Genomic DNA, 19,772 nt, shown 5'->3' on the forward strand with positions numbered 1-19,772 from the left:
TTGGATTTACACCTTCAAGCATTTTTGGGCAACAGGTGCCAATTGTTTCACATTGCGGGCAACAGTGGAAGGAGAAACCTCATATTTTTCTGCCACACGGGTCTGGGTGAGCGAAAGGCCATGATGTTTCGCCACCACATACTCAAAAGCGGCTGCCCAGGCTTCTACCTTACGCACAATGGGTAAGTCCGGCAACTGCTTCCGGGTAAATTCACTCCATAACATTTTGGCATCACTTTGCTGACGGGTGCTGTACTCTTTCATTCCGCTTAAACAACATTCCAGCACTTGCCCCCATCTTTCCTCCCTGGATTGCACCGGCTCCGTGCTTTCTTCTTCCCCCAGCTCAACCATCCTGTCCTCCAGCCAAACCACATACGGAGGTTGGGCTTGCAAATGTCGCAGGATAAGTAAAGCAGCCTTTTTTAATTCATCATCTTCCTCGGGGCGCAATAAAAATTGGCGTAACAACTGTTCCACTTCGCTGTCGCCCACCCACCCCAAAACATGCAGTACCTGCAATTTGGTCTGATGGTCTCCATGATCCAGCGCCCAGAAAAAAGAGGAACGGAGCAGAGGATTGGACTTTAACTGGGCGATCAGATAGTGATTGGAACCGTCTTGATCCACTCTCATCATCTGCTCTTCAAACGGAAGATGATAATGGTAACTGACAGTCGGAATCACCGTCTCCCCCCGGTTAAGCCACTCGTCAATCTGGCCTAAATAGAACCGTGCCACATCGGAGTCGGGGTCCAACGCGGAAGCTTTTTTCCAGTACTTTTGCGCCAGGCTCAGGCGGCCTGTATTGCAAGCGGCAGCCGCGGCATAGTGATAGAGGCTGGCATCCGGTTGATCTTCCACTTTAAGCAGACGGACAAACAGTTCAAATGCCACCGGATGTTCACCCAGGATTCCCAGTGTTGTCGCCAGTTTATAAGTATGCTCTTTATGAAACGGGACCAATTTTTTTAAAGTGTCAATAATCTGCCGACCGACTTCCCCTTCCCCCATATGGCAGGACAAAACGGCGAGATTACACAGGGCGTGCAAATTCGCCGGATCCGCTTCCAACACCCGCCCAATGCATTTCATCGCCTCTTCCATCCGGCCCGTATAGTAGTATGCTAAAGCCAAATTATTACTTGCGGCAAGAAAATCCGGCTTTTCCTCCACCAGTTCTTCCAACAGTTCAATCGCCTGGAGAAAACGCCCTTCTTCGAGATGCAGCCGGGCTTCCTCATGTTTTTGCATATACGCGGGAAGTGCTGCGGGCACTGGCTCCCGGGGCGGCCGTCCCATCTCATAGGCGACCATCTCCAACATCTCTTCTGCGTCCTCAGCATATTCCCCTTCAGGATCAAGGCTTAAATACTCTAATAAGTAATCCTCTGCCAACTCATACTCTCCCATGTTGGTGGAGTTATTGGCCATATAAAAAAGACACTCGTACAAATCCGGATCAACATCGGTAAGTACGGTTTCAAGTATTTCATTCGATTCCTCATACCTGCCCAGTTCTGACAATACACCTGCTAAATTACAATGGTTCACAGGGTTATCAGGCTCTTTCTCCATCGCTAACCGAAAATATTTTACCGCTTTATCATAGCGGTGACGATCCAGTGAACGGACAGCCCGTTCAAAAAAGAAGCCCGCGTCCAGTTGCAGACGAACCACTTTTTTGTTTTTGCTGTCCAAACCGATTTGTGATTTTTTCATATCTTCCCTCCAACCAGCAGGTTTAGTGAGTCGCTGGCGGTCTGGTACTTGAGAAAGTATAACATAATTTAAAACAAATTACACCGAAGCAAAACCGTGTACTCTTTGATCCCTTTGATTCAATGATCCCAATTGCCTGTAATGAGCAAGGGGGTTGCCGAAAGAACTACGGATCATAAAGAGTATACCTATTAAAACGGCCAAATCGTGATTTACCAAGGCGTTTATGTAAATACGTCCTTATTTTTTCAGCCACACTGGGCGGTACCGAAAAAGCCATCATTTTGGAAAAAGGTCAGCCTGCATAGTGGTCTCTTCTTCATTTAAAATTATTTATACTTTTTTTATTATATCGCAGGTGTGATCCTGAAGAGAAAAAGATTTCAAAACTTCCATGAATGACATTTCAAATATATCATTCGTTTGCAGATTGAGTTTTTTGACATAGACGATGCTTCTTTAATTATGCCAGAACGCTTGATAATTAAAAAAGGTAGAATACCTGATTATTTTTCGATACATTAGCAGAATCAAAAAAGGGAAGAAACCAAATAATGATTGATTCCCAACCAACAAACACATAATTAAGAGAACAGGATTGCGAAGTATTTATTAAGGAGATGATCCAACTGAGCCTGATATAAAATTTTATATACTCCACCTTATTTGCCCTGCTCGGCTTTGTCTATGGATTGGGGGATGCCCCTCTAAGAATTATTCTATATATGAGCGGCCTCCTTTTTGTGTTTATGTTTTGCTCCCTCACTTGGAAGAGCCAAATTAAAAAAGGAGCAGACAGGATCAACGCATGGGCTGCAGATTTAAAGTTTTGGAAAATGGCAGTCATGATCATGGGTATTTTGTTCGGCAGCGGAATACTTGCAGTGGTCTTTTTGGTTCTGCCAATCGTCCTTATGAAATAGAAACCAAAACTCCCGCCTGGAAAAAACTCCGTTTTTTTACAACATTTGATATCCCTTTGTCACTTATATATTTCATCCGCATTTTCGTAGCGTAATTTTTCGGAACGAATGGCATCTTCATGCTGTCCTGCAATTGTCGGGGTGCCATCCGCACCCACTGTGTTGTTGTGTTTTTCTACCTCTTTGTTCGTTTCCCGCTTATCGTTCTTTTTCATATTTGCCAATTCACCTGTCCTTTAAAAGTTGCAGCCTTTTGTGCAACAAGCTTAACCAGTTAGTGATTAACTGTTCTCCCACAGAAAAGTATCGGCCTGTTCGGGGGCTTCTTCTTCCGATTTATCATCAAATAACCGGTGCATTTCGTGAATCACTGCCCAAATCTCATCTTTTGAATAATCCAGGTTTTTTAACGCCAATGTCGTATAACCGATGACATGATTATGTTCATATGTCCCGATCCCCTTTGCAGTCACATCAGATCAATGCGCAGAACAGGACCGCATGCTTCAACTTCCCGAATCCAGGTAGTTTCCTCACCGGTTGCCGGATCGACTCCAAATGTTTCTCCTTCCCGGTAAAACTTTTGTTCTCCCATTTCGCTGAGATAGTCACCTGTTTCAATCACCTGTTCACCCGTTTTAAAAGGTCGCATCATATATCTCCTCCTCTCTTTTTAAAGTGTCCAATTTCAAATGCATGATTCGTTGCAAAACGGCTTTTTCTCAGGATTATTTTTTTCTATCGGGCAGGCAATGAAAAAAGAACACTCAGCTCCCGAGCCCAGATGGGATGCTGAGTGTTCCTTTTAACCCTGTTCACCTTTCGCTACTCTATCAAGAAACTCTTTTAGATCCTTTTTGATTTCCTCCTCACAGAAACCGACTGTCACCTCGACACCGTGCTTTAAAAGGTAATCCATTCCCTTTCCATCCACCTTTGGAAAAGGGTCCCGAATGCCAACGACAACCCGTTTCACTCCTGCTTCCACCAGTGCTTCACAGCAAGGGCCAGTTCTTCCCCAATGAGCACAGGGTTCTAATGTGCAATAAACGGTTGCTCCCTTTGCTTGATCTCCGGCAGCCCTTAAAGCATTCACTTCAGCATGTGGACCGCCTAATTCGCTCGTATGTCCTCTCCCAACAATTTCTCCGTTTTGAACAATGATCGCTCCCACGGGTGGATTGGTTCCGGTTTTACCCCGGGCTAATTTTCCTTCTTTTACAGCTTCCATCATAAACTCTAAATCCGTTTTCATCGGTTATCCTCCTAGGAATGGAATAAATATTTTGAATTAAATATAAAAAAATCTGATAGGATTTTGAAATGTTGAACCTAATATTTCTTGAACTGGAGTCCAAGCTCCAATACATCCAAAATAGGAGGTTTTTCAATGAAATTGATAGATGAAGCCATAAAAGCCGTCAATCGGGATACTTACGTATTAAGACAAGATGGTACACAGATCACACAATCTACTGCAACCAGAGCGATTGTAAAATCACTTGAGTTATTGGATATTCAACCAGGAATGAAAGTATTGGAAATTGGAACAGGTTCCGGTTACAGTACAGCACTCTTGAAATATCTGGTCGGTGATGAGGGATCAGTCGTATCTATTGATATTGAGCCGGAGATGACCATCTGGGCAAAGCAATTGTTTCAACATCAATCCAATGTTTCGTTTTTCACTGGAGACGGGCGCAAAGGCTATACAGAGGGTGCACCTTATGACCGTATCGTCGCGTGGGAAACGGCACAATATTTTCCGAAGCAATGGTCGAAGCAATTAAGTGAACAGGGTTTAATCGTTTCTCCATTCAAAACATTTCCCATTGCAGATACCACAGTGATTGCTCGGTTCAAGAAGGAGAACTGTCACATCCAGGGCGATGTGGTTATTCCCGGAGGTTACATTCTCATGAATGATTCCCCCGATTATGAATCGTTCGGGCCGGAGCTTGATGCAGATATTGTGATTAAATCCGAAAAAGAAACAGTTGCCTGGGCAAGTTCCACATGGTTGAAGAGCAGAAAAAGTTGGATGGACTGGGTGAGTCTTCTTAATGAGAAAGAAGTGAAATCTGGCCCAATTAAAGGAGGTGATGAAGCAAGGGAATTTCGTGCCTATCTGTTGGCTTTGAATCTGGAGGGGTTGACAACTGCATATGATGATGAGAGTGGATCTTTGATCGGTATTAGTTCACCATCAGGGTTTGCGCTCTTAGCGTTGGACGGCTCGGCCTATTTCCGTTCAGGATCATCTAAAGAGGCTGACCAACTGGAATCGTGTTTGAAAGATTGGTGCAACAGAGGAAAACCAGGTTATTCTGCACTAAAGCCGGTTGTAGAAAATGAGGAAGTTCGTGTGAAGTTAAAATTTTAAGGAGGAGCGGTTGATTCCTATTCCGAAAGAGAGCCGGATCATAGGGTCTGGCAAACACAAGCTTTATGTTTGTGGCGATTGGAAAAAGCATGAGATTCAAGTATTTGATTTTGAGTTTGGAAAATGTGTGTTTTTCTTGGCAAATGCCTCGCAACTAAACAAGAAATTGAAGAGATTTTGCTAGGGGAAGTTTCCAAACGATCTCCCTATTTTGCTTCTTTGGCCCAGGATTTTTGTGGTCGCAGTCGTCAGAAAAGCTCTGCCTACGCTCTCTGATTACGTTTTTCAGGGGCTTTTTGTTTGTTTGAGTACCCACCATACCCCCTTCAATCCTTCACCACTGAAATCATCCGGTATAAGTGGGAAAAATAAAAATTTCTGGAATACCCTTTACCGTTTGTCGGTGGCACTTTTCATCAACACGATTCTTTCCCGGAGCGGCCCGCGGGTTATTGATGTCGATCCGTTGCTTGAGGTTCCAGACATAGTCTCCGTTGAACGTAATGTGTTCCCACCCCAAGGGAGAAAGGTATTGCAGATATTCTTCCGGAATCTCCATCCCGCGGGCACGCAATTTGGGCGTCCATCTCGGAATTTACCATTTACTCCCACCTGAACTGTATATATTACACGTATCTCACACTACCCTCTTCTTCAGTTTCCATTGCGTCTGCTTTCGTTTTATGAACAGTACCGAAAGGATGCTCAGGTGGCGCATAAATTGAGTAAAGTTTCAGTGGTATATCCCCTGTATTGATTAAATTGTGCCATGTACCAGCAGGTACCATGATGGCATAATCATCATAAACTTCTGCTTCAAAATCCAATTGATCTTTCCGATCACCCATTTGAACCAATCCTTGCCCTTCTTCAATACGTAAAAATTGATCAACGTTAGGATGAATCTCTAAACCGATGTCATCCCCAACATCGATACTCATCACGGTCACTTGTAAATGATCTCCTGTCCATAAGGCGGTACGAAACGTATTATTTTGCTTAGCTGCTTTATTAATATTTACAACAAACGGTTTTCCTCCATAATCTTTTAATTCTATATTGCCTTCTTGGATAAATCGATTTGCATAACCACTCGCATAGGCCCGACAAACAGAGGCGCAATGTAGACAGACCTGCGCGCAGTGCTGAGAGTGCGGGTCCAGGTATTTCATGCATTCCTGACCGGATAGTTCACAAATGCGGGCACAGCGGAGTGCCATTTGTTTGGAGATATAGCGGCATCGGGCCAGCATCTGGTCGGTCAACGCACAGATGTCGGCGCAATCCCGGAGCAAGCGAAGTTGTCTGCTGCGGAAGGCGGCATCGGGCATGTAAGCCACCATGATAACCATGTTATCGCAAACAGCCTGACAATGCTGAACGATCATGATGATCCCTCCTGGGCAAAAGTCTTTACTAATATACATATGCCCAGAGGGGAGCATTTGTCTGGGCGTTCCATTTTCAATGAGAAAAAAAGATCCGTTGGGGGTTTTGTCTTAGAGTGGAAACATCCCGGGTTGTTTGATTCACGAGGGTTAAATTGCTGGCGGTACCCTGTAATGGTTGACTGATTCGGTGATCGGAAAAAGGTCTCGTGTAGGGTTTATTAACTCCATCTCGTCATACCGTCCGCCTTTATATCTTAGTGGATTAAGGGGATTAGTGTAGTTCTCCAACACTTCACGCTGTTTTTTTAGTCAATGATTCAAACGTTATGTGATCATCCCATCCCTCACGCCTCCTTAACGTGCTCTGCCATTTGTTTGTAAATCCTTTCTTTTAAAGTGAACGAATGAAATACTTCTGTGGATTCTATTTGAAGGAAGCGCAGTTGGTTCCCGTCCCGAAAAAAAGCCAGACCGTCATGTCTGGTAAACACAAGCTTTATGTTTGCGGCGATTGAGACCAAATCTATTTCACTGTAAAAGAGATCTTGAACCTTGGAGCGTAATGACGGTTGGGTATTTATCAAATATTACTCAATTGAATTCATGAAGAAAACTTGTCCATCTCACTCCGACTACTCAACATATTTGGCGTTTATGAAAGAGCTTGATACCATTCGTTTACTATCCAAAACGGGCTCCAAAAAAACCGGGTTAAATACCTGGTTTTTTGTTCTCTCTGATTATAAACCAATTCGTTCATGAATAAATAAGTTCCGTTTAAGTTGAAAACTCCATATAACTACAAATAATTTCTGTTGCTAAAGGATAGCATTTTACAATATAATGGTAATTAACCATATTTTTACTGTATAATATTTCCTGTTCATAATGAATCTCCGGGGAGAGGAGAGGGTCAAATGTCCTTCTTAAGGGGAGACCCCGACAAAATCAACTGTATCAAATGCAAAACTGTTGTCGTATTGTACAGTTTTATCAACACCTGTAGAAAATGCAAGGCAAATTATGATATGAACGGGAATTTCATTCGGGTGGCTACTGATTATACTCCGTGGTTTAAGTGAAACGTTTTCTGCTTTCGGGCGATGATTTCAAATGAGCCTATCCACTTGAATCAATCACTCCGCTATGATCTTTCCTCAACATTAAAAAACAGCCGGGTTTTGCCCCAACTGTTTTATGTTGCATTCACCTTCTGTTTTGTCCCGTGCCTTTTTTCCAGCTCCATGAGCACTTCATCCAGAGGCAATTTTGCTTCCCGCAACAATACCAGCAAATGATAGAGTAAATCAGCCGTTTCATAGCGCAATTCGTCTGCTGAGCGATTCTTGGCGGCAATGATCACTTCCGCCGTTTCTTCTCCCACTTTTTTCAGGATCTTATCCAATCCTTTGTCAAAGAGATAGGTTGTATACGCACCTTCAGGCCGTTCTGCTTCACGTTCGGCAATGAGGGTTTCCAGCTGATTTAAAATATGAAAGCGATCATTCCGGTTTTTTTCCGTCCCTTCAAAACAACTGTAGGACCCTGTATGGCAGGCGGGTCCGGCAGGAACCACCTGTGCCAGAATCGCGTCTCTGTCGCAGTCATAGCTTAAAGCGACTACTTTTTGCGTATGGCCGGAAGTTTCTCCTTTATGCCAGAGAGACCTGCGGGAACGGCTGAAAAACCAGGTTTCCTCCTGGTTAATGGTCAGTTCGAGCGACTCTTTGTTCATATAGGCGAGAGTCAGTACTTCCTTGCTTGCCGCATCCTGGACAATCACGGGGATCAGCCCATCTTCACCGTATTTGACAGTTGCAGGATCAAAGTTTAATTTCAACGGACCTCCACCCCTTTTTCCTTCAGATAAGATTTGACGCTGTGAATCGATATTTCCTGAAAATGAAAAATAGAAGCGGCCAATGCAGCGGAAGCTTCTGTTTTTGTAAATACATCGGCAAAATGTTGTTCACGGCCCGCCCCGCCGGAGGCAATGACCGGAACCTGGACTGCTTCGCTGATGGCACGGGTTAAGGGTAAGTCATATCCATTCTTCCGGCCGTCCTGATCCATGCTGGTCAGCAAAATCTCTCCGGCTCCCCGCTCCACCGCTTCTTTGGCCCACTCCACCGCCCGCCGTCCGGTCTCTTTGCGGCCGCCGTGAGTGTAGATCAGCCAGTCTTCCGATTCTGCATCATATTTGGCGTCCATCGCTACCACGATGCATTGGCTGCCAAAACGGCGGGCCCCCGCTTCGATCAGCTCAGGGTTTAACACGGCAGAAGTGTTAATTGAAACTTTATCGGCACCGGCGCGCAAAATCTCAAACATATCCTCAACCGTGCTGATTCCTCCCCCGACCGTAAACGGGATACTCAGCTCAGCCGCCGCTTTTCGCACCACTTCCCGCATCGTCTTTCTCCCTTCATGGGAAGCTGAAATGTCGAGAAACACAAGTTCATCGGCCCGCTCGCGGTCATAAAGAGCCGCCAGTTCAACAGGGTCACCGGCGTCACGCAGATTAACAAAAGAGACTCCCTTGACAACCCGCCCCTCTTTTACATCCAGACAGGGGATAATTCGCTTGGTGATCATCCGTTTTTCACCTCCGCCGCTGCCGCTAAAGCTTCCGTCAATTGGATCGATCCCGTATATAAAGCTTTACCGATAATGGCTCCGGCAACCCCTTCCGCCCGGGCCCCGGCCAGCTGGCGAATATCTTCTACAGAACGGACCCCGCCGGAGGCAATGACAGCTTTTCCGCATGCTTGAGCAAGATTGCGTACTGCCTCCACATTGGCACCAGAGAGCATGCCATCCCGGGAGATATCTGTGAAAATAAATGTTTCCGCGCCATAATCAGCCATGTCCCGCGCCAATTCTTCCGCTTGAACTTCTGACGTGTCCAGCCAACCGTGTGTGGCCACTTTTCCGTCACGGGCATCGAGGCCGATGGCGATCTGTTTTCCATACTGAGTCAAGGCATCGCGGACAAATCCGGGGTTATCAATCGCAGCCGAACCGATCACGACACGGCTGATACCAATATCCAGCAGCCTCTGCAACCGGTCCATATCTCGCACGCCCCCGCCAACTTGAATTGGAACCGGGCTGATCTGCGTCAATTTTTCAATGACCGGTAAATTTGCCAGTTCCCCGGAACGTGCCGCGTCCAGATCAACGATATGAAGCCACCGGGCCCCGGCATTGATCCAGCGCTCCGCCACGGCAACCGGATCTTCCCCGTATACGGTTTCCCTGTAGTAGTCCCCCTGGATCAGGCGGACACATTTCCCGCCGCGAATATCAATCGCCGGGTATAAGATAAAACCCATTTATACCCCCACCTTTGCCTTTGTTAAACGGGCAAACCGGTTCAGCAGTTGCAAGCCGAGTTCGCCGCTTTTCTCCGGGTGAAATTGCATTCCGTATATCTGGTGCCGTGCCACAACCGCGGTTACAGTCTGGTAATAATCGGTGGTTCCGATCACATCTTCATCATTATCCGCCTGGACATGAAAAGAATGCACAAAATAGACATGCCCCTCTTCAAGTCCTTGAAATAAAGGATGAGGGTGTTTGAAAGATAACCAATTCCAGCCCATGTGAGGAATATTGTAATCTCCTGCTAATTGAACAACATGGCCTGGGAGCAAATTTAGCCCCTGATGATACCCGTGTTCATCACTGCTGGTAAACAGCAATTGCATGCCCAGACAAATCCCGAGCAGCGGTTTCTCCTTCAGGGCCATCTCTTTGATGAGCGAGGCGAGCCCCCTTGCCTCTAATTCATGCATCGCATCGCCAAAAGCACCTACTCCCGGTAAAATGAGGCCATCGGCCCGACGGATGGTTTGCGGGTCTGAAGTAATGACATACTGGTGTCCCATCCGCTCCAACGCTTTGCTGACACTGTGGAGATTCCCCATCCCGTAATCAATAATGGCAATCATTACAATACCCCCTTGGAAGAAGGAACCCCTTGCACCCGGGGGTCGATCCGGGTTGCTTCATCAAGCGCACGCCCGAGCGCTTTAAATAAAGACTCGATCATATGATGGGTGTTGTACCCGTAGTGCATGATGACATGGAGATTCATCCTCGCTTCGAGTGCCAGCTTCCAGAAAAATTCATGTACCAGTTCCGTTGCAAATGTTCCCACCTGTGCACCGGGAAATTCAGCGCGAAACTCCAGATGGGGCCGGTTGGATAAGTCGATGACCACTTGCCCCAGTGACTCATCCATCGGCACAAAGGCATTTCCGTACCGGCGGATTCCCCTTTTATCTCCCAGAGCTTCCCGAAGGGCCTGACCCAGGCAAATGGCGATATCCTCAACCGTATGGTGATCATCCACCAGGGTATCCCCTTTCGCCTTGATTTGCAGATCAAATTGACCATGTTTGGCAAACAGATCCAGCATATGCTCAAGAAAAGGGACGCCTGTGTTCAACTCTGTTTTACCTGTTCCGTCCACATGAAAAGTAAGCGAAATGGCTGTTTCATAAGTAACACGTTCCACCGTACCCACACGCAGATACTGATCAGACAAGCTCCTCACCTTCTTCTTTTCGTTCTAACCTCACCCGGATTGAGGCAGCGTGGGCGCCCAATCCTTCCGCACGGGCCAGCTCCATCACTTTGGCTCCATCCCGGAATAAAGCTTCCCGGCTGTACGAGAGGACACTTGTTTTTTTCATAAAGTGGTCCACATTCAGAGGAGAAAAGAAACGCGCTGTTCCATTGGTCGGAAGCACGTGATTGGGACCCGCAAAATAATCTCCGACCGGTTCAGGGCTGTAAGGGCCCAGAAAAACAGCGCCGGCATGTTTCACCTTTCCCAGCCAGTTCCAGGGATCGGCCACAAGCAATTCCAAATGTTCCGGTGCCAGCCGGTTCACAACTTCAAACGCTTCCGGCAAATCCTTCGTGATGCAGATCGACCCGTGTTCTTTTAAAGAAGCAGCAGCAATCTCTTTTCGTTCCAACTGGTTGCACTGCTGTTCCAATTCTTTCGCCACCTGATCGGCCAAACCGGCAGAGGGAGTAATCAGTACAGCGGACGCAAGGGGATCATGTTCAGCCTGTGAGAGCATATCGGCGGCCACAAACCGGGGATTCGCCGTTTCATCGGCAACCACGACAATTTCACTCGGGCCGGCAATGCTGTCAATATCTACTTTTCCATAGACCGCCTGCTTGGCGAGTGTGACGTAAATATTCCCCGGCCCGACAATTTTGTCAACTGCCGGAATCGACTCCGTCCCGTAGGCGAGTGCGGCAACAGCCTGGGCACCCCCGACTTTATAAACCCTTCCGGCTCCGGCAATGCTTGCCGCTACCAGTGTCGGAGGGGGGACAGTTCCATCGGACTGTGGCGGTGTAACCATCACAATCTCTTCCACCCCGGCGACCCGGGCGGGAATGATATTCATCAATACTGAAGAAGGATAAGCCGCCCTTCCTCCGGGCACATAAACCCCAACTCTTTCCAGCGGACGAATGATTTGCCCCAGAATCGTCCCGTCTGCTTCTGTCTCCATCCAGGAGTTGCGCTTTTGCTTTTCATGGTAACGCCGAATGCGTTCTGCCGCTTCTTTGAGGGCCTGAACAAATGTATCATCTACTTCTGCAAAAGCGGCCTCGAACTCCTCTTTTTCCACTTTCAGTGTATTTAACCTGGCACGGTCAAATCGTTCCGTCAACCGGAACAGAGCTTGATCCCCCTCTGTTTTAACCAGTGCCAGAATCTCGTTGACAGCCTCCTTTTGTCTGTCTGTTCCGCTCCCAATCTCCCTGTGTGTATTTAAGGTTTCCGGCCGGACAATAGCGATCATGCATAAACACTCCCTTGAACCGCTTCGGTCAGGCGGTCGCAAAATGATTGAATCAGGTTGTTTTTCAACCGGTAACTGGCCCGATTGGCTATTAAGCGTGAAGTAACGGTTGTAATCTGCTCCAGTTCTACCAATCCGTTTTCCTTCAGTGTTTGCCCTGTTGAGACAATATCAACAATGCGGTCAGCCAATCCGATGATAGGAGCCAATTCAATCGAGCCATTCAGATAAATCACTTCAACCTGCTGGCCTTGCTCCTTAAAATAACGTTCGGCAATCTTTGGGTATTTGGTCGCCACCCGGGGATATAAAACGGGCTTCCAGTCCGGCATTCCTGCAACAGCAATGCGGCACGGGCTGATCTTTAAATCCAGGATTTCATACACATCTCTCGATTCTTCCAGCAATACATCCTTGCCGACAACACCGAGATCAGCAACCCCGTATTCCACATAAGTAGGTACATCCATCGGCTTGGCCAGAAAAAAAGAGAGCCCCGCATCAGGGAGGGAAATGGTCAGTTTTCGGGAATCCGCAGCAAACGACTCGGGGATCGGCAGGTTCGCGTTGCGCAACAAATGTAGCGCTTCATCAAAAATACGTCCTTTCGGCATAGCGATGGTTAAATCAGACATCCTGAACTCCTCCCTCTGTCACCATCAGCAGACGGTCAAAAGATCCGGCGTATGAAGCGGGATTCATTTGCTTCGTCAGCATATGGGACACTACAATAAACCCTTCGTCCCTCCATTGACGTGCTTTTTCAATCGCTTGTTTTTTAACCTCCGGCCGATAAAACAAGCCGATTTTCACCGGGCGGACCGGAGTTGCCGGACAGGCTTCCATCAAACGATCCGTCTTTAAAGCGAAGCCCGTCGCGGGAAGAGAACGATGAAAACAGTCGAGCAACCGGTCGTACCTTCCCCCGCTCAACAGAGGGAATCCCTGCCCCGCCGCATATCCTTCAAAATAAACCCCGGTATAATAATTGAGGCTTCCTACCAGACCGGGATCAAAGGCCACATAAGACGACAATCCGTAATCTTCCAGGTGGCTCCACACCCCTTCCAGATGGTGAACCGCCTCCATCACGACAGAAGAACGCGTGAGAGAAGCGATTTGTTTGAACTGTTTCCGGTCTTCCTTCAACCGCAAGAAGGAAATCAATTCCTCTTGGACGGACGCCTCCAGGTTGAGAGCCTGTACCTGTCCGCGAAAGCTGACCATGTCACGTCTGCCCAGGTTTTCTTTAAGATTGACACGCACCGCCTCATCTTCAATCCGTTCACGAAGAAATCCGTCTAATAATCCCACATGCCCCACGGTCAACTGAAACGCTTTGATCTCGCATGCCTTTAATGCTTCTACTGCCAGGGCAAGCACTTCCGCATCCGCTTCAGCGCCGGATTCACCGATCAGTTCTACTCCTGACTGATAAAACTCCGCGTTTCTTCCGGCTTCATGCTCTTGCCCCCGAAACACGCTCGCATGGTAAAAGAGGCGCAAAGGCAGTGGTTCATGCTTCAGAACAGAGGCGACCAGCCGGGCAATCGGAGCTGTCTGGTCCGGGCGCAATACCAGAGTGTTTCCTTCCCGGTCAATACATTTAAACATTTTTTGTTCCGGGATGGCGCTCGCATTTCCGACGATATCGAAAAACTCCAACGTAGGAGTGCATACTTCCTGGTAGCCCCAGCGCTCAAACCTGGTTTGCACCCGCTCTTCAATCATCCGTTTTTTCATGGCTAACTGAGGAGGGAAGTCTCGAAATCCCGTCGGTTTTTCAAACATGCGCGGTTTGGACATCATTTACACTCCTTCGCTGGATACTTTAGTTTGCTAATATACTAAAGGATTCAATGTTCCCAGTATAACACGACTCTCTGCAACTGGCTATCCTTCTTTTACAGCCATCCCTATTTTCCGACGATTTTCAACCACTCCGCCATCTTTTCCAGGGCCCGGCGGCGATAGGAATAAGCCAGCCGCTCTTCCACAGGCATCTCTTGTAAAGCCCTGGTATCTCCTTCCGGGATAAAAATGGAATCAAAAGGAAATCTGGGATCAGCCTCTATCTCTTCAGAAAATGCATCCGCAATCCGCCCTCTGGTGATCCCAGAAAATGTGCGAATCTGCCCGTCCCAACAGATTGCCACTGTTCCTTTAAACCAGGCCTGTCTGGATTCCCCTGTGAGCAGTTTGCTGATCCCGCGATAACCGATCAGATTGAAGATGCGTCTTGTCAACACCCCCGGAAATTCGGGATACGCGGCGAAAAAGATTCCGGCATCATCAACCATCACCCGGTTTTTTCCCAGAACCATCACTTGTTGCAACTTCATCTGTGCTACCTGTTCTACCGTCCCTGCGTCCGGTTCAGACAAATCGATGTCAAAGCTGACCACCTCAATCCCGCAGCGGGACAACACCTGACTTGCCTCTGCCAGTTTTGCTTTATTTTTCGTTGCAAATAAAAGCTCCAATCGTTTTCCCTCCCACCCTGTATGATCTGAATAACAAACAAGATAAGCCAATGAGAGTTGAGTATGTTTAAACCATTCTTATCAATATTAAACTACGATTACCTTTCAAAAAAGCAGAGGAACCACGATCATCCCTGTACCTCATACAAATGACGGAGATATGAAAGCATGTCAATATGAGTCTGCCCGGGAACAATTACCCCCACTCATGAAAAGTTCCCCGATCGGCGGAAATAAAAAAGGCGGGAAAACCCGCCCCGCCAAATGAAAGAACTCATCCTGATTCCGGATATAGCTACTGTTTTATGGCTGTTTGCCTTTTTCGTTCAGTATTTGCACAAAGCCCCGTGAACCGTCGATTCTGACATATTGGCCGTCTTTTAACGTTTTCGTCGCATTGTCTACGCCGACAACTGGCGGAATTCCGTATTCCCGTGCCACTACGGACCCATGGGTCATCAAACCGCCAACTTCCGTCACCAGTGCTTTGGCTGAATGGAACAGAGGCGCCCAGCCCGGATCAGTGAATGGCGCGACTAAAATGTCCCCTTTCTTCAATTTTCCTTCTCCCGGATGAAGAACAACTTTGACGTAACCCTCTGCAACGCCTGCGGAAACAGGGGTTCCGAGCAAAGCGTCCGGAGGAGCCTGAGCATTGCTGCGAACACCTGTGATCACTTCCCCTTCACTTGTCAACACACGGGAACCCCCCTTGATTTGATTGCACCCCAACTTCTCCTGTACAAGGCATTTTCACTTCAGGTTGAAAGAAAAAGATCCACTTTTCTGCTTGCATGATATGCTCAAATTTATTTTGTGAAATATTCCCCTTTATAAATTTCATAATATCTGATCCAGCCATCTTCGGCAACAGGTTTTGAACTTATTTTGTTGTTTTATTTCAAATTATTTAGTACCCTTAACATGAGGTGAACAAGATGGATGGATTCCAGCGCCGCAAGGAAAGAAAAAAAGAAAACATTCGCCGGGCAGCTTTTGAGCTTTTCTCCGCCTATGGTGTCCAAAAGGTGAGTATTTCGGAAATCGCGGAGAAGGCCAATGTATCCCAGGTGACGATATACAATTACTTTGGCAGTAAAGACGGGCTGTTGCAGGATGTGATTGTGGACTGCATGAATAAAGGGTGGCAAGAATACCGGGAGCTGGTTGAAAGCGATATCGCCTTTCCTGAAATGATTGATCAATTTATCAATGAGAAAACACAATTTACCGGGGTGCTTAATCCGGAGTTTCTTCAATCATTCATTTCCAATGATCCTGAAATTCGGAGAGTGGTCGAAGAACAATTTCAAACACACGGACTTCCCGTTTTGCTGAAGCTGATCGAAAAAGGCAAGAGCCAGGGTTATATTAATCAAGATATTTCTGTAGAGGCGATTTTAAAATATATTCATATGTTTAAAGAGGCAAAGTACCGGCTGGACACACTGTCTGACGACCCGAAGCGGAACTTGCGCCTGTCACGGGAATTATCTGCTCTCTTTTTTTATGGCCTGATGGGAAAGCCCGCTAACGGAGGCCGGCAAAATGATCAGGCCGGGAGACAATAAAGTCCACGGCATTTTTTCATTTCTTCTAGGTGTCCTGTCTAAAATTTAAAAAACCCTCCCCACTGTGGACAAAAAATCAAATCTCTTTACGAATAAATAGAGATAAAGAGGATTTTTGCATGAAGGGGGAGGACGTCACGATGATTGGGCTTGGAAATATCTTTTTAGGAATTGGAGTCGTCCTCGAACTGATTGGCATTTATCTGGTCTTCCGGGGAAAGAGCACATCCCTGGAACCAATTATCCTGGGACTTGTTTGTTTTCTAGCCGGTTTCCTGGCTCAGTAACAGAGCAGACTGAACCAAAACGGCTACCGCTTCCATATCCCCTGTATATAAAGCGTATTTCCCTGTTTTGTGGAGTGGGTTTACAAATACATCCGGGTTCTCTTGGTTCCCGGGTATTATTTTTTTCTTGAAAACAACAACCCGGGGACGGGACATTTCACAATCTCCCGTCCCCGGGTTGAATCGGTTCGTCAGGGATGATTTTGCTGAATGCTTTTTTTGTATTAATCTTTTCTTTTTAACGAATAGAATACTTATGATTACTAAAATGAGCGACAACAACTGGCACAGACTGCTGAACCACCCTAAACCGGACAGCGTACCCACCTTTACGATCAGCCCTCCGGCCCCGGAACCGATCGCAATTCCAGTGAACCTCTCGCCATTGAAATGGCGATCTTCTCGTTTCATCTGGCGTGGCCACCCACTACCATCCACGAAGGCATGTTCCATGCCCTAAGCAAGGTTGAATTCCCGTTGACCGGGTCGTTCGGGAATGTAGCCCTCTGCTTTTTGCAGAATATTCCGTGCTGCGTTCACATCCCGGTCTGCGGTATATCCGCAAGAGCAACGATGGATGCGTTCCCCCAGTTTTTTCTTCACGATCCGCCCACACTCCGAGCAAGCCTGTGATGTGTTGCAGGGGTCTACCCATTCTACTTTTTTACCAGCGTATTCTGCTTTGTAAGTGGTGAATTGGATGAGCATTCCCCAACACGCATCATAGATGCTCTTCGCAAGGTGACGGTTTTTCACCATGTGATTGATTTTCAGGTCTTCAAAAACAATGAGATCATAGCGATCGACCAGTTCACGGCTCACTTTATGGGCCGTGTCTTTTCTGCGATTCGCGATTTGTTCCCATGCCTTCGCAAGCAGAGCAACCGCTTTTCGTCTGCGGTTTGATCCTTTCTTTCTGCGTGAAACCATTCGCTGCAGGTACTTGATCTTACGTTCTGAACGTCTGAGGTATTGATGGTTTTTACGGTGCTCACCCTCTGAAGTCGCGACGAATATTCCCGATCTTGGATAGTTTCAGAAATTTCCCCTCAAGAGCAAACCCACTCTGGGGATACGTGAAGCTATCGTAGCGGTTCTTTCCTTGAAAGCGGGGGTATCCTGCTTTCTCTCCCCTCTTTATTCTGAGGAAGAAAGCATCAAAAGCTTTCTGCAGGCGTTTCGCTACATCTTGAAGCACTTGCGAATGAATCTCTTTAAACTCCGGACATTCTTTTTTGACGGAAGGGAGTTCGGTGGCTTGCTTGTTGTAGTTGAGTGTAATCCCATAATGTTTATAAGCGGTCTTTCTTTGCTCTAACATACAGTTATACAACCAGCGGCACATGGAAAGAGTCCATTCGATCTTCCTGATCTGCTCTGGGGTGGGGTTCAGCTTAAACTTGTACGCCTTCCTCATGGGGTCTCACTCCTTTCTTTGGTTTTCAACGTACTTGTGTAACGTTTCTCTCCTGTTTCACCTGGTTCCTCCTTCATACGAATCGTATACCATATACATTCGATTCATCTTACACATAATCTAGAGAAAAACTGCAAAAATGTCGCTCTAATCATCCCCATAAGGGGATACCAAGCAATACATAAACTCTATTTGGTCATCATCGATGGTTGGTGGCTGATATCGTTTCTTGGGCCCGGATTTGGGCGGGGCCTCATTGTGAACATCGAGATTGACACGGCATTCTTCATACCATTTGTGAAAATCAAGCGCGGACATATCCATTCACCTCTCCTTGTCCAATATTTTATACGAATTGTTCTTGTTTCAAGAGGGGAAAAGAGAAAATAGCGAACTTTTTTTGCGGTGAACCGGAAGGAATTTGCAAAACAAAAAACTGAGCCATGCTGACTCAGTTTTTATGATGGTCCAGTCCGACCGCTTCCCGGATGGAGGAGAGTTGATCCTGTTCAAGCAATTGCAATAATTCTTCGTTGATCAACCGGGCAATCGATGGCCCGCGGTAAATCATGCCTGTGTAGACTTGAATCAGGTTCGCGCCGGCACGAATTTTATCATAAGCATCTTTTCCGGTAAAAATGCCTCCCACGCCGATGATAGGGATCTTTCCCCCGGTGATGGCATAGATCTGGCGGATCAGCTCGGTAGAACGACGGGTGAGCGGTCTGCCGCTTAAGCCCCCGGCTTCATTTTGCCGGGCGGATTGCAGTCCTTCCCGCGAAAGGGTGGTGTTGGTGGCAATGACGCCGTCGATCTCCAGATGGAGGGCTGTTTTTATAATATCAGACAGTGATTCCGGAGACAGATCGGGGGCGATTTTGAGCAGGACAGGACGATGTTTGCCTGTTTGGTCCGCCAGTTCGTTTCGTCTCGCTAAAATATCAGTCAGTAAACGGCCTAATGCATCAACCTGTTGCAGATCGCGCAATCCTTTGGTGTTAGGGGAACTGATATTGATGACAAAGTAATCCCCGTACCCATACAGGGTTTTTAACCCGGTGAGATAGTCCCGGGACGCCTGTTCATTGGGGGTGTCTTTATTTTTTCCCAGGTTAATGCCAATCGGGATCGGGGGCCTTGGCAGGTGTTCAAAGGTTTGTTTGGCCTGCTCGACACCGTGGTTGTTAAAACCCATACGATTGATCAATGCCTGGTCCGGGGGAAGGCGAAACAGGCGGGGACTCGGATTCCCCGGTTGCGGACGGGGGGTGAGGGTTCCCACTTCCACAAATCCAAAGCCAAGCGCGGCAAAAGCGGGATATACGCCGGCATGCTTGTCAAAACCGGCTGCCAGCCCCACCGGATTGGGAAAGTGAAGTCCCAGACATTCCGTCGACAAGCGGGAATCGGTTACCGTCATTTTCTTTTGAAACCAGTTTTTTAAGACAGAGTTGGACTGCATGATGTTCAAACTGCGAATGGTCCATTCATGCGCCGTCTCCGGGTTGATTTGAAACAGGATTTTACGAAGGGAAGAGTAGATCATCAGAAGTTTCCTTTCCGCTCAAAGCTTCGTTAGGTAGCATACCACAATTGAGAATAAAATTCGATTCTGCAAAGTGATCAGTGCTTGGTTGGGGGCTGTCCCAAAAGGATGGGGCCCCGAGCTTTTTTGTAGTTTTTTTGAGAAAGATCAAAAAAGAAATCGCCCCGTTGTAGTAAAATGAATGTACCACTAAACATTTACTAAAGGGGCGA

Annotated in this window: 25 protein-coding genes and 1 pseudogene; 3 read left to right on the forward strand and 23 right to left on the reverse strand. The window is 47.1% G+C overall.

All coding sequences use genetic code 11. The features are described from left to right. Window positions 1-6: 6 nt before the first annotated feature. From I8U27_RS18030 to ribD, 5 genes are all read right to left on the reverse strand, one after another. Window positions 7-1,722 (reverse strand): tetratricopeptide repeat protein, encoded by a 1,716-nt coding sequence (locus tag I8U27_RS18030; protein ID WP_181754409.1) that lies wholly within the window; start codon window positions 1,720-1,722, stop codon window positions 7-9. A gap of 982 nt (window positions 1,723-2,704) precedes the next feature. Then, window positions 2,705-2,860: a hypothetical protein gene (locus I8U27_RS18035; protein WP_181754412.1), complete on the reverse strand. Its 156-nt coding sequence runs from the start codon at window positions 2,858-2,860 to the stop codon at window positions 2,705-2,707. A 66-nt stretch (window positions 2,861-2,926) separates the two neighbouring features. Next, window positions 2,927-3,118 carry a hypothetical protein gene (locus I8U27_RS18040; protein ID WP_181754414.1) on the reverse strand — a complete coding sequence of 64 codons (192 nt, stop codon included), beginning with the start codon at window positions 3,116-3,118 and terminating at the stop codon, window positions 2,927-2,929. After that, window positions 3,115-3,297 carry a hypothetical protein gene (locus I8U27_RS18045; protein WP_181754415.1) on the reverse strand — a complete coding sequence of 61 codons (183 nt, stop codon included), beginning with the start codon at window positions 3,295-3,297 and terminating at the stop codon, window positions 3,115-3,117. Before I8U27_RS18045 ends, I8U27_RS18040 begins: the two co-directional genes overlap by 4 nt. 153 nt (window positions 3,298-3,450) lie before the next feature. Further along, the gene (gene ribD, locus I8U27_RS18050; RefSeq protein ID WP_181754417.1) at window positions 3,451-3,900 is read right to left on the reverse strand and encodes a bifunctional diaminohydroxyphosphoribosylaminopyrimidine deaminase/5-amino-6-(5-phosphoribosylamino)uracil reductase RibD; all 450 of its coding nucleotides are present in this window, start codon (window positions 3,898-3,900) and stop codon (window positions 3,451-3,453) included. A gap of 135 nt (window positions 3,901-4,035) precedes the next feature. Here ribD and I8U27_RS18055 point away from each other — a divergent pair, with 135 nt between their 5' ends. Next, entirely contained in the window at window positions 4,036-5,028 is a 993-nt protein-coding gene (locus I8U27_RS18055; RefSeq protein ID WP_181754419.1) for a protein-L-isoaspartate O-methyltransferase family protein, read from the forward strand. 460 nt (window positions 5,029-5,488) lie between these two features. Here the strand turns inward: I8U27_RS18055 and I8U27_RS21445 are convergent. From I8U27_RS21445 to I8U27_RS18115, 12 genes and pseudogenes are all read right to left on the reverse strand, one after another. Further along, window positions 5,489-5,602, reverse strand: a pseudogene (locus tag I8U27_RS21445) (Tn3 family transposase); the annotation flags it as partial. Window positions 5,603-5,654: 52 nt separating this feature from the next. After that, on the reverse strand, window positions 5,655-6,416 hold the full coding sequence (locus I8U27_RS18065; protein WP_232345632.1) for a cupin domain-containing protein: 762 nt from the start codon (window positions 6,414-6,416) through the stop codon (window positions 5,655-5,657). A gap of 1,198 nt (window positions 6,417-7,614) precedes the next feature. Beyond that, window positions 7,615-8,259 (reverse strand): bifunctional phosphoribosyl-AMP cyclohydrolase/phosphoribosyl-ATP diphosphatase HisIE, encoded by a 645-nt coding sequence (hisIE, locus tag I8U27_RS18070; protein WP_181754420.1) that lies wholly within the window; start codon window positions 8,257-8,259, stop codon window positions 7,615-7,617. Further along, on the reverse strand, window positions 8,256-9,014 hold the full coding sequence (gene hisF / locus I8U27_RS18075) for an imidazole glycerol phosphate synthase subunit HisF (protein ID WP_181754422.1): 759 nt from the start codon (window positions 9,012-9,014) through the stop codon (window positions 8,256-8,258). Before hisF ends, hisIE begins: the two co-directional genes overlap by 4 nt. Next, on the reverse strand, window positions 9,011-9,754 hold the full coding sequence (hisA, locus tag I8U27_RS18080) for a 1-(5-phosphoribosyl)-5-[(5-phosphoribosylamino)methylideneamino]imidazole-4-carboxamide isomerase (protein WP_181754424.1): 744 nt from the start codon (window positions 9,752-9,754) through the stop codon (window positions 9,011-9,013). Before hisA ends, hisF begins: the two co-directional genes overlap by 4 nt. Then, window positions 9,755-10,372, reverse strand: coding sequence for an imidazole glycerol phosphate synthase subunit HisH (gene hisH / locus I8U27_RS18085; protein WP_181754425.1), 618 nt, complete (start codon window positions 10,370-10,372; stop codon window positions 9,755-9,757). It abuts the gene before it with no gap. Continuing rightward, on the reverse strand, window positions 10,372-10,956 hold the full coding sequence (gene hisB, locus I8U27_RS18090; RefSeq protein ID WP_181754447.1) for an imidazoleglycerol-phosphate dehydratase HisB: 585 nt from the start codon (window positions 10,954-10,956) through the stop codon (window positions 10,372-10,374). The genes hisH and hisB overlap by 1 nt, the downstream gene beginning before the upstream one ends. Window positions 10,957-10,963: 7 nt before the next feature. Continuing rightward, window positions 10,964-12,256, reverse strand: a complete 1,293-nt coding sequence (gene hisD, locus I8U27_RS18095; RefSeq protein ID WP_181754427.1) for a histidinol dehydrogenase — start codon at window positions 12,254-12,256, stop codon at window positions 10,964-10,966. Continuing rightward, entirely contained in the window at window positions 12,253-12,891 is a 639-nt protein-coding gene (hisG, locus tag I8U27_RS18100) for an ATP phosphoribosyltransferase (RefSeq protein WP_181754429.1), read from the reverse strand. Before hisG ends, hisD begins: the two co-directional genes overlap by 4 nt. Further along, window positions 12,884-14,062, reverse strand: a complete 1,179-nt coding sequence (gene hisZ / locus I8U27_RS18105) for an ATP phosphoribosyltransferase regulatory subunit (RefSeq protein WP_181754431.1) — start codon at window positions 14,060-14,062, stop codon at window positions 12,884-12,886. The genes hisG and hisZ overlap by 8 nt, the downstream gene beginning before the upstream one ends. Window positions 14,063-14,172: 110 nt before the next feature. Next, window positions 14,173-14,739: a non-canonical purine NTP pyrophosphatase gene (locus I8U27_RS18110; protein WP_181754433.1), complete on the reverse strand. Its 567-nt coding sequence runs from the start codon at window positions 14,737-14,739 to the stop codon at window positions 14,173-14,175. 303 nt (window positions 14,740-15,042) lie between these two features. Next, a complete protein-coding gene (locus I8U27_RS18115) occupies window positions 15,043-15,438 on the reverse strand; it encodes a PEP-utilizing enzyme (protein ID WP_309506182.1) in 396 nt (131 codons plus the stop codon). A gap of 239 nt (window positions 15,439-15,677) precedes the next feature. On the opposite strand from I8U27_RS18115, the gene I8U27_RS18120 reads away from it, so the two are divergent. Then, window positions 15,678-16,310, forward strand: coding sequence for a TetR/AcrR family transcriptional regulator (locus I8U27_RS18120; RefSeq protein ID WP_181754436.1), 633 nt, complete (start codon window positions 15,678-15,680; stop codon window positions 16,308-16,310). A gap of 119 nt (window positions 16,311-16,429) precedes the next feature. Further along, a complete protein-coding gene (locus I8U27_RS18125; protein ID WP_181754438.1) occupies window positions 16,430-16,597 on the forward strand; it encodes a hypothetical protein in 168 nt (55 codons plus the stop codon). Here I8U27_RS18125 and I8U27_RS18130 read toward each other — a convergent pair. The 6 genes from I8U27_RS18130 to I8U27_RS20780 all read right to left on the reverse strand — a co-directional run. Beyond that, window positions 16,574-17,008: a hypothetical protein gene (locus I8U27_RS18130; protein WP_181754441.1), complete on the reverse strand. Its 435-nt coding sequence runs from the start codon at window positions 17,006-17,008 to the stop codon at window positions 16,574-16,576. The genes I8U27_RS18125 and I8U27_RS18130 overlap by 24 nt on opposite strands. A 45-nt stretch (window positions 17,009-17,053) precedes the next feature. Beyond that, entirely contained in the window at window positions 17,054-17,614 is a 561-nt protein-coding gene (locus tag I8U27_RS18135) for an RNA-guided endonuclease InsQ/TnpB family protein (protein ID WP_198065902.1), read from the reverse strand. Further along, complete coding sequence (locus tag I8U27_RS18140; protein ID WP_198065901.1) at window positions 17,589-18,014, reverse strand: RNA-guided endonuclease InsQ/TnpB family protein; 426 nt, start codon at window positions 18,012-18,014, stop codon at window positions 17,589-17,591. The genes I8U27_RS18135 and I8U27_RS18140 overlap by 26 nt, the downstream gene beginning before the upstream one ends. Window positions 18,015-18,161: 147 nt before the next feature. Beyond that, window positions 18,162-18,338, reverse strand: a complete 177-nt coding sequence (locus tag I8U27_RS18145; protein ID WP_181754442.1) for a hypothetical protein — start codon at window positions 18,336-18,338, stop codon at window positions 18,162-18,164. A 127-nt stretch (window positions 18,339-18,465) separates the two neighbouring features. Beyond that, window positions 18,466-19,557: a quinone-dependent dihydroorotate dehydrogenase gene (locus I8U27_RS18150; protein ID WP_181754449.1), complete on the reverse strand. Its 1,092-nt coding sequence runs from the start codon at window positions 19,555-19,557 to the stop codon at window positions 18,466-18,468. Next, the coding region (locus tag I8U27_RS20780; RefSeq protein WP_220186043.1) for a hypothetical protein at window positions 19,538-19,772 on the reverse strand (235 nt) is incomplete at its 5' end. The genes I8U27_RS20780 and I8U27_RS18150, both read right to left, overlap by 20 nt.

Origin of the sequence: Paenactinomyces guangxiensis (assembly GCF_016055185.1) — a bacterium.
In the GTDB taxonomy this organism is placed as follows: domain Bacteria; phylum Bacillota; class Bacilli; order Thermoactinomycetales; family Thermoactinomycetaceae; genus Paenactinomyces; species Paenactinomyces guangxiensis.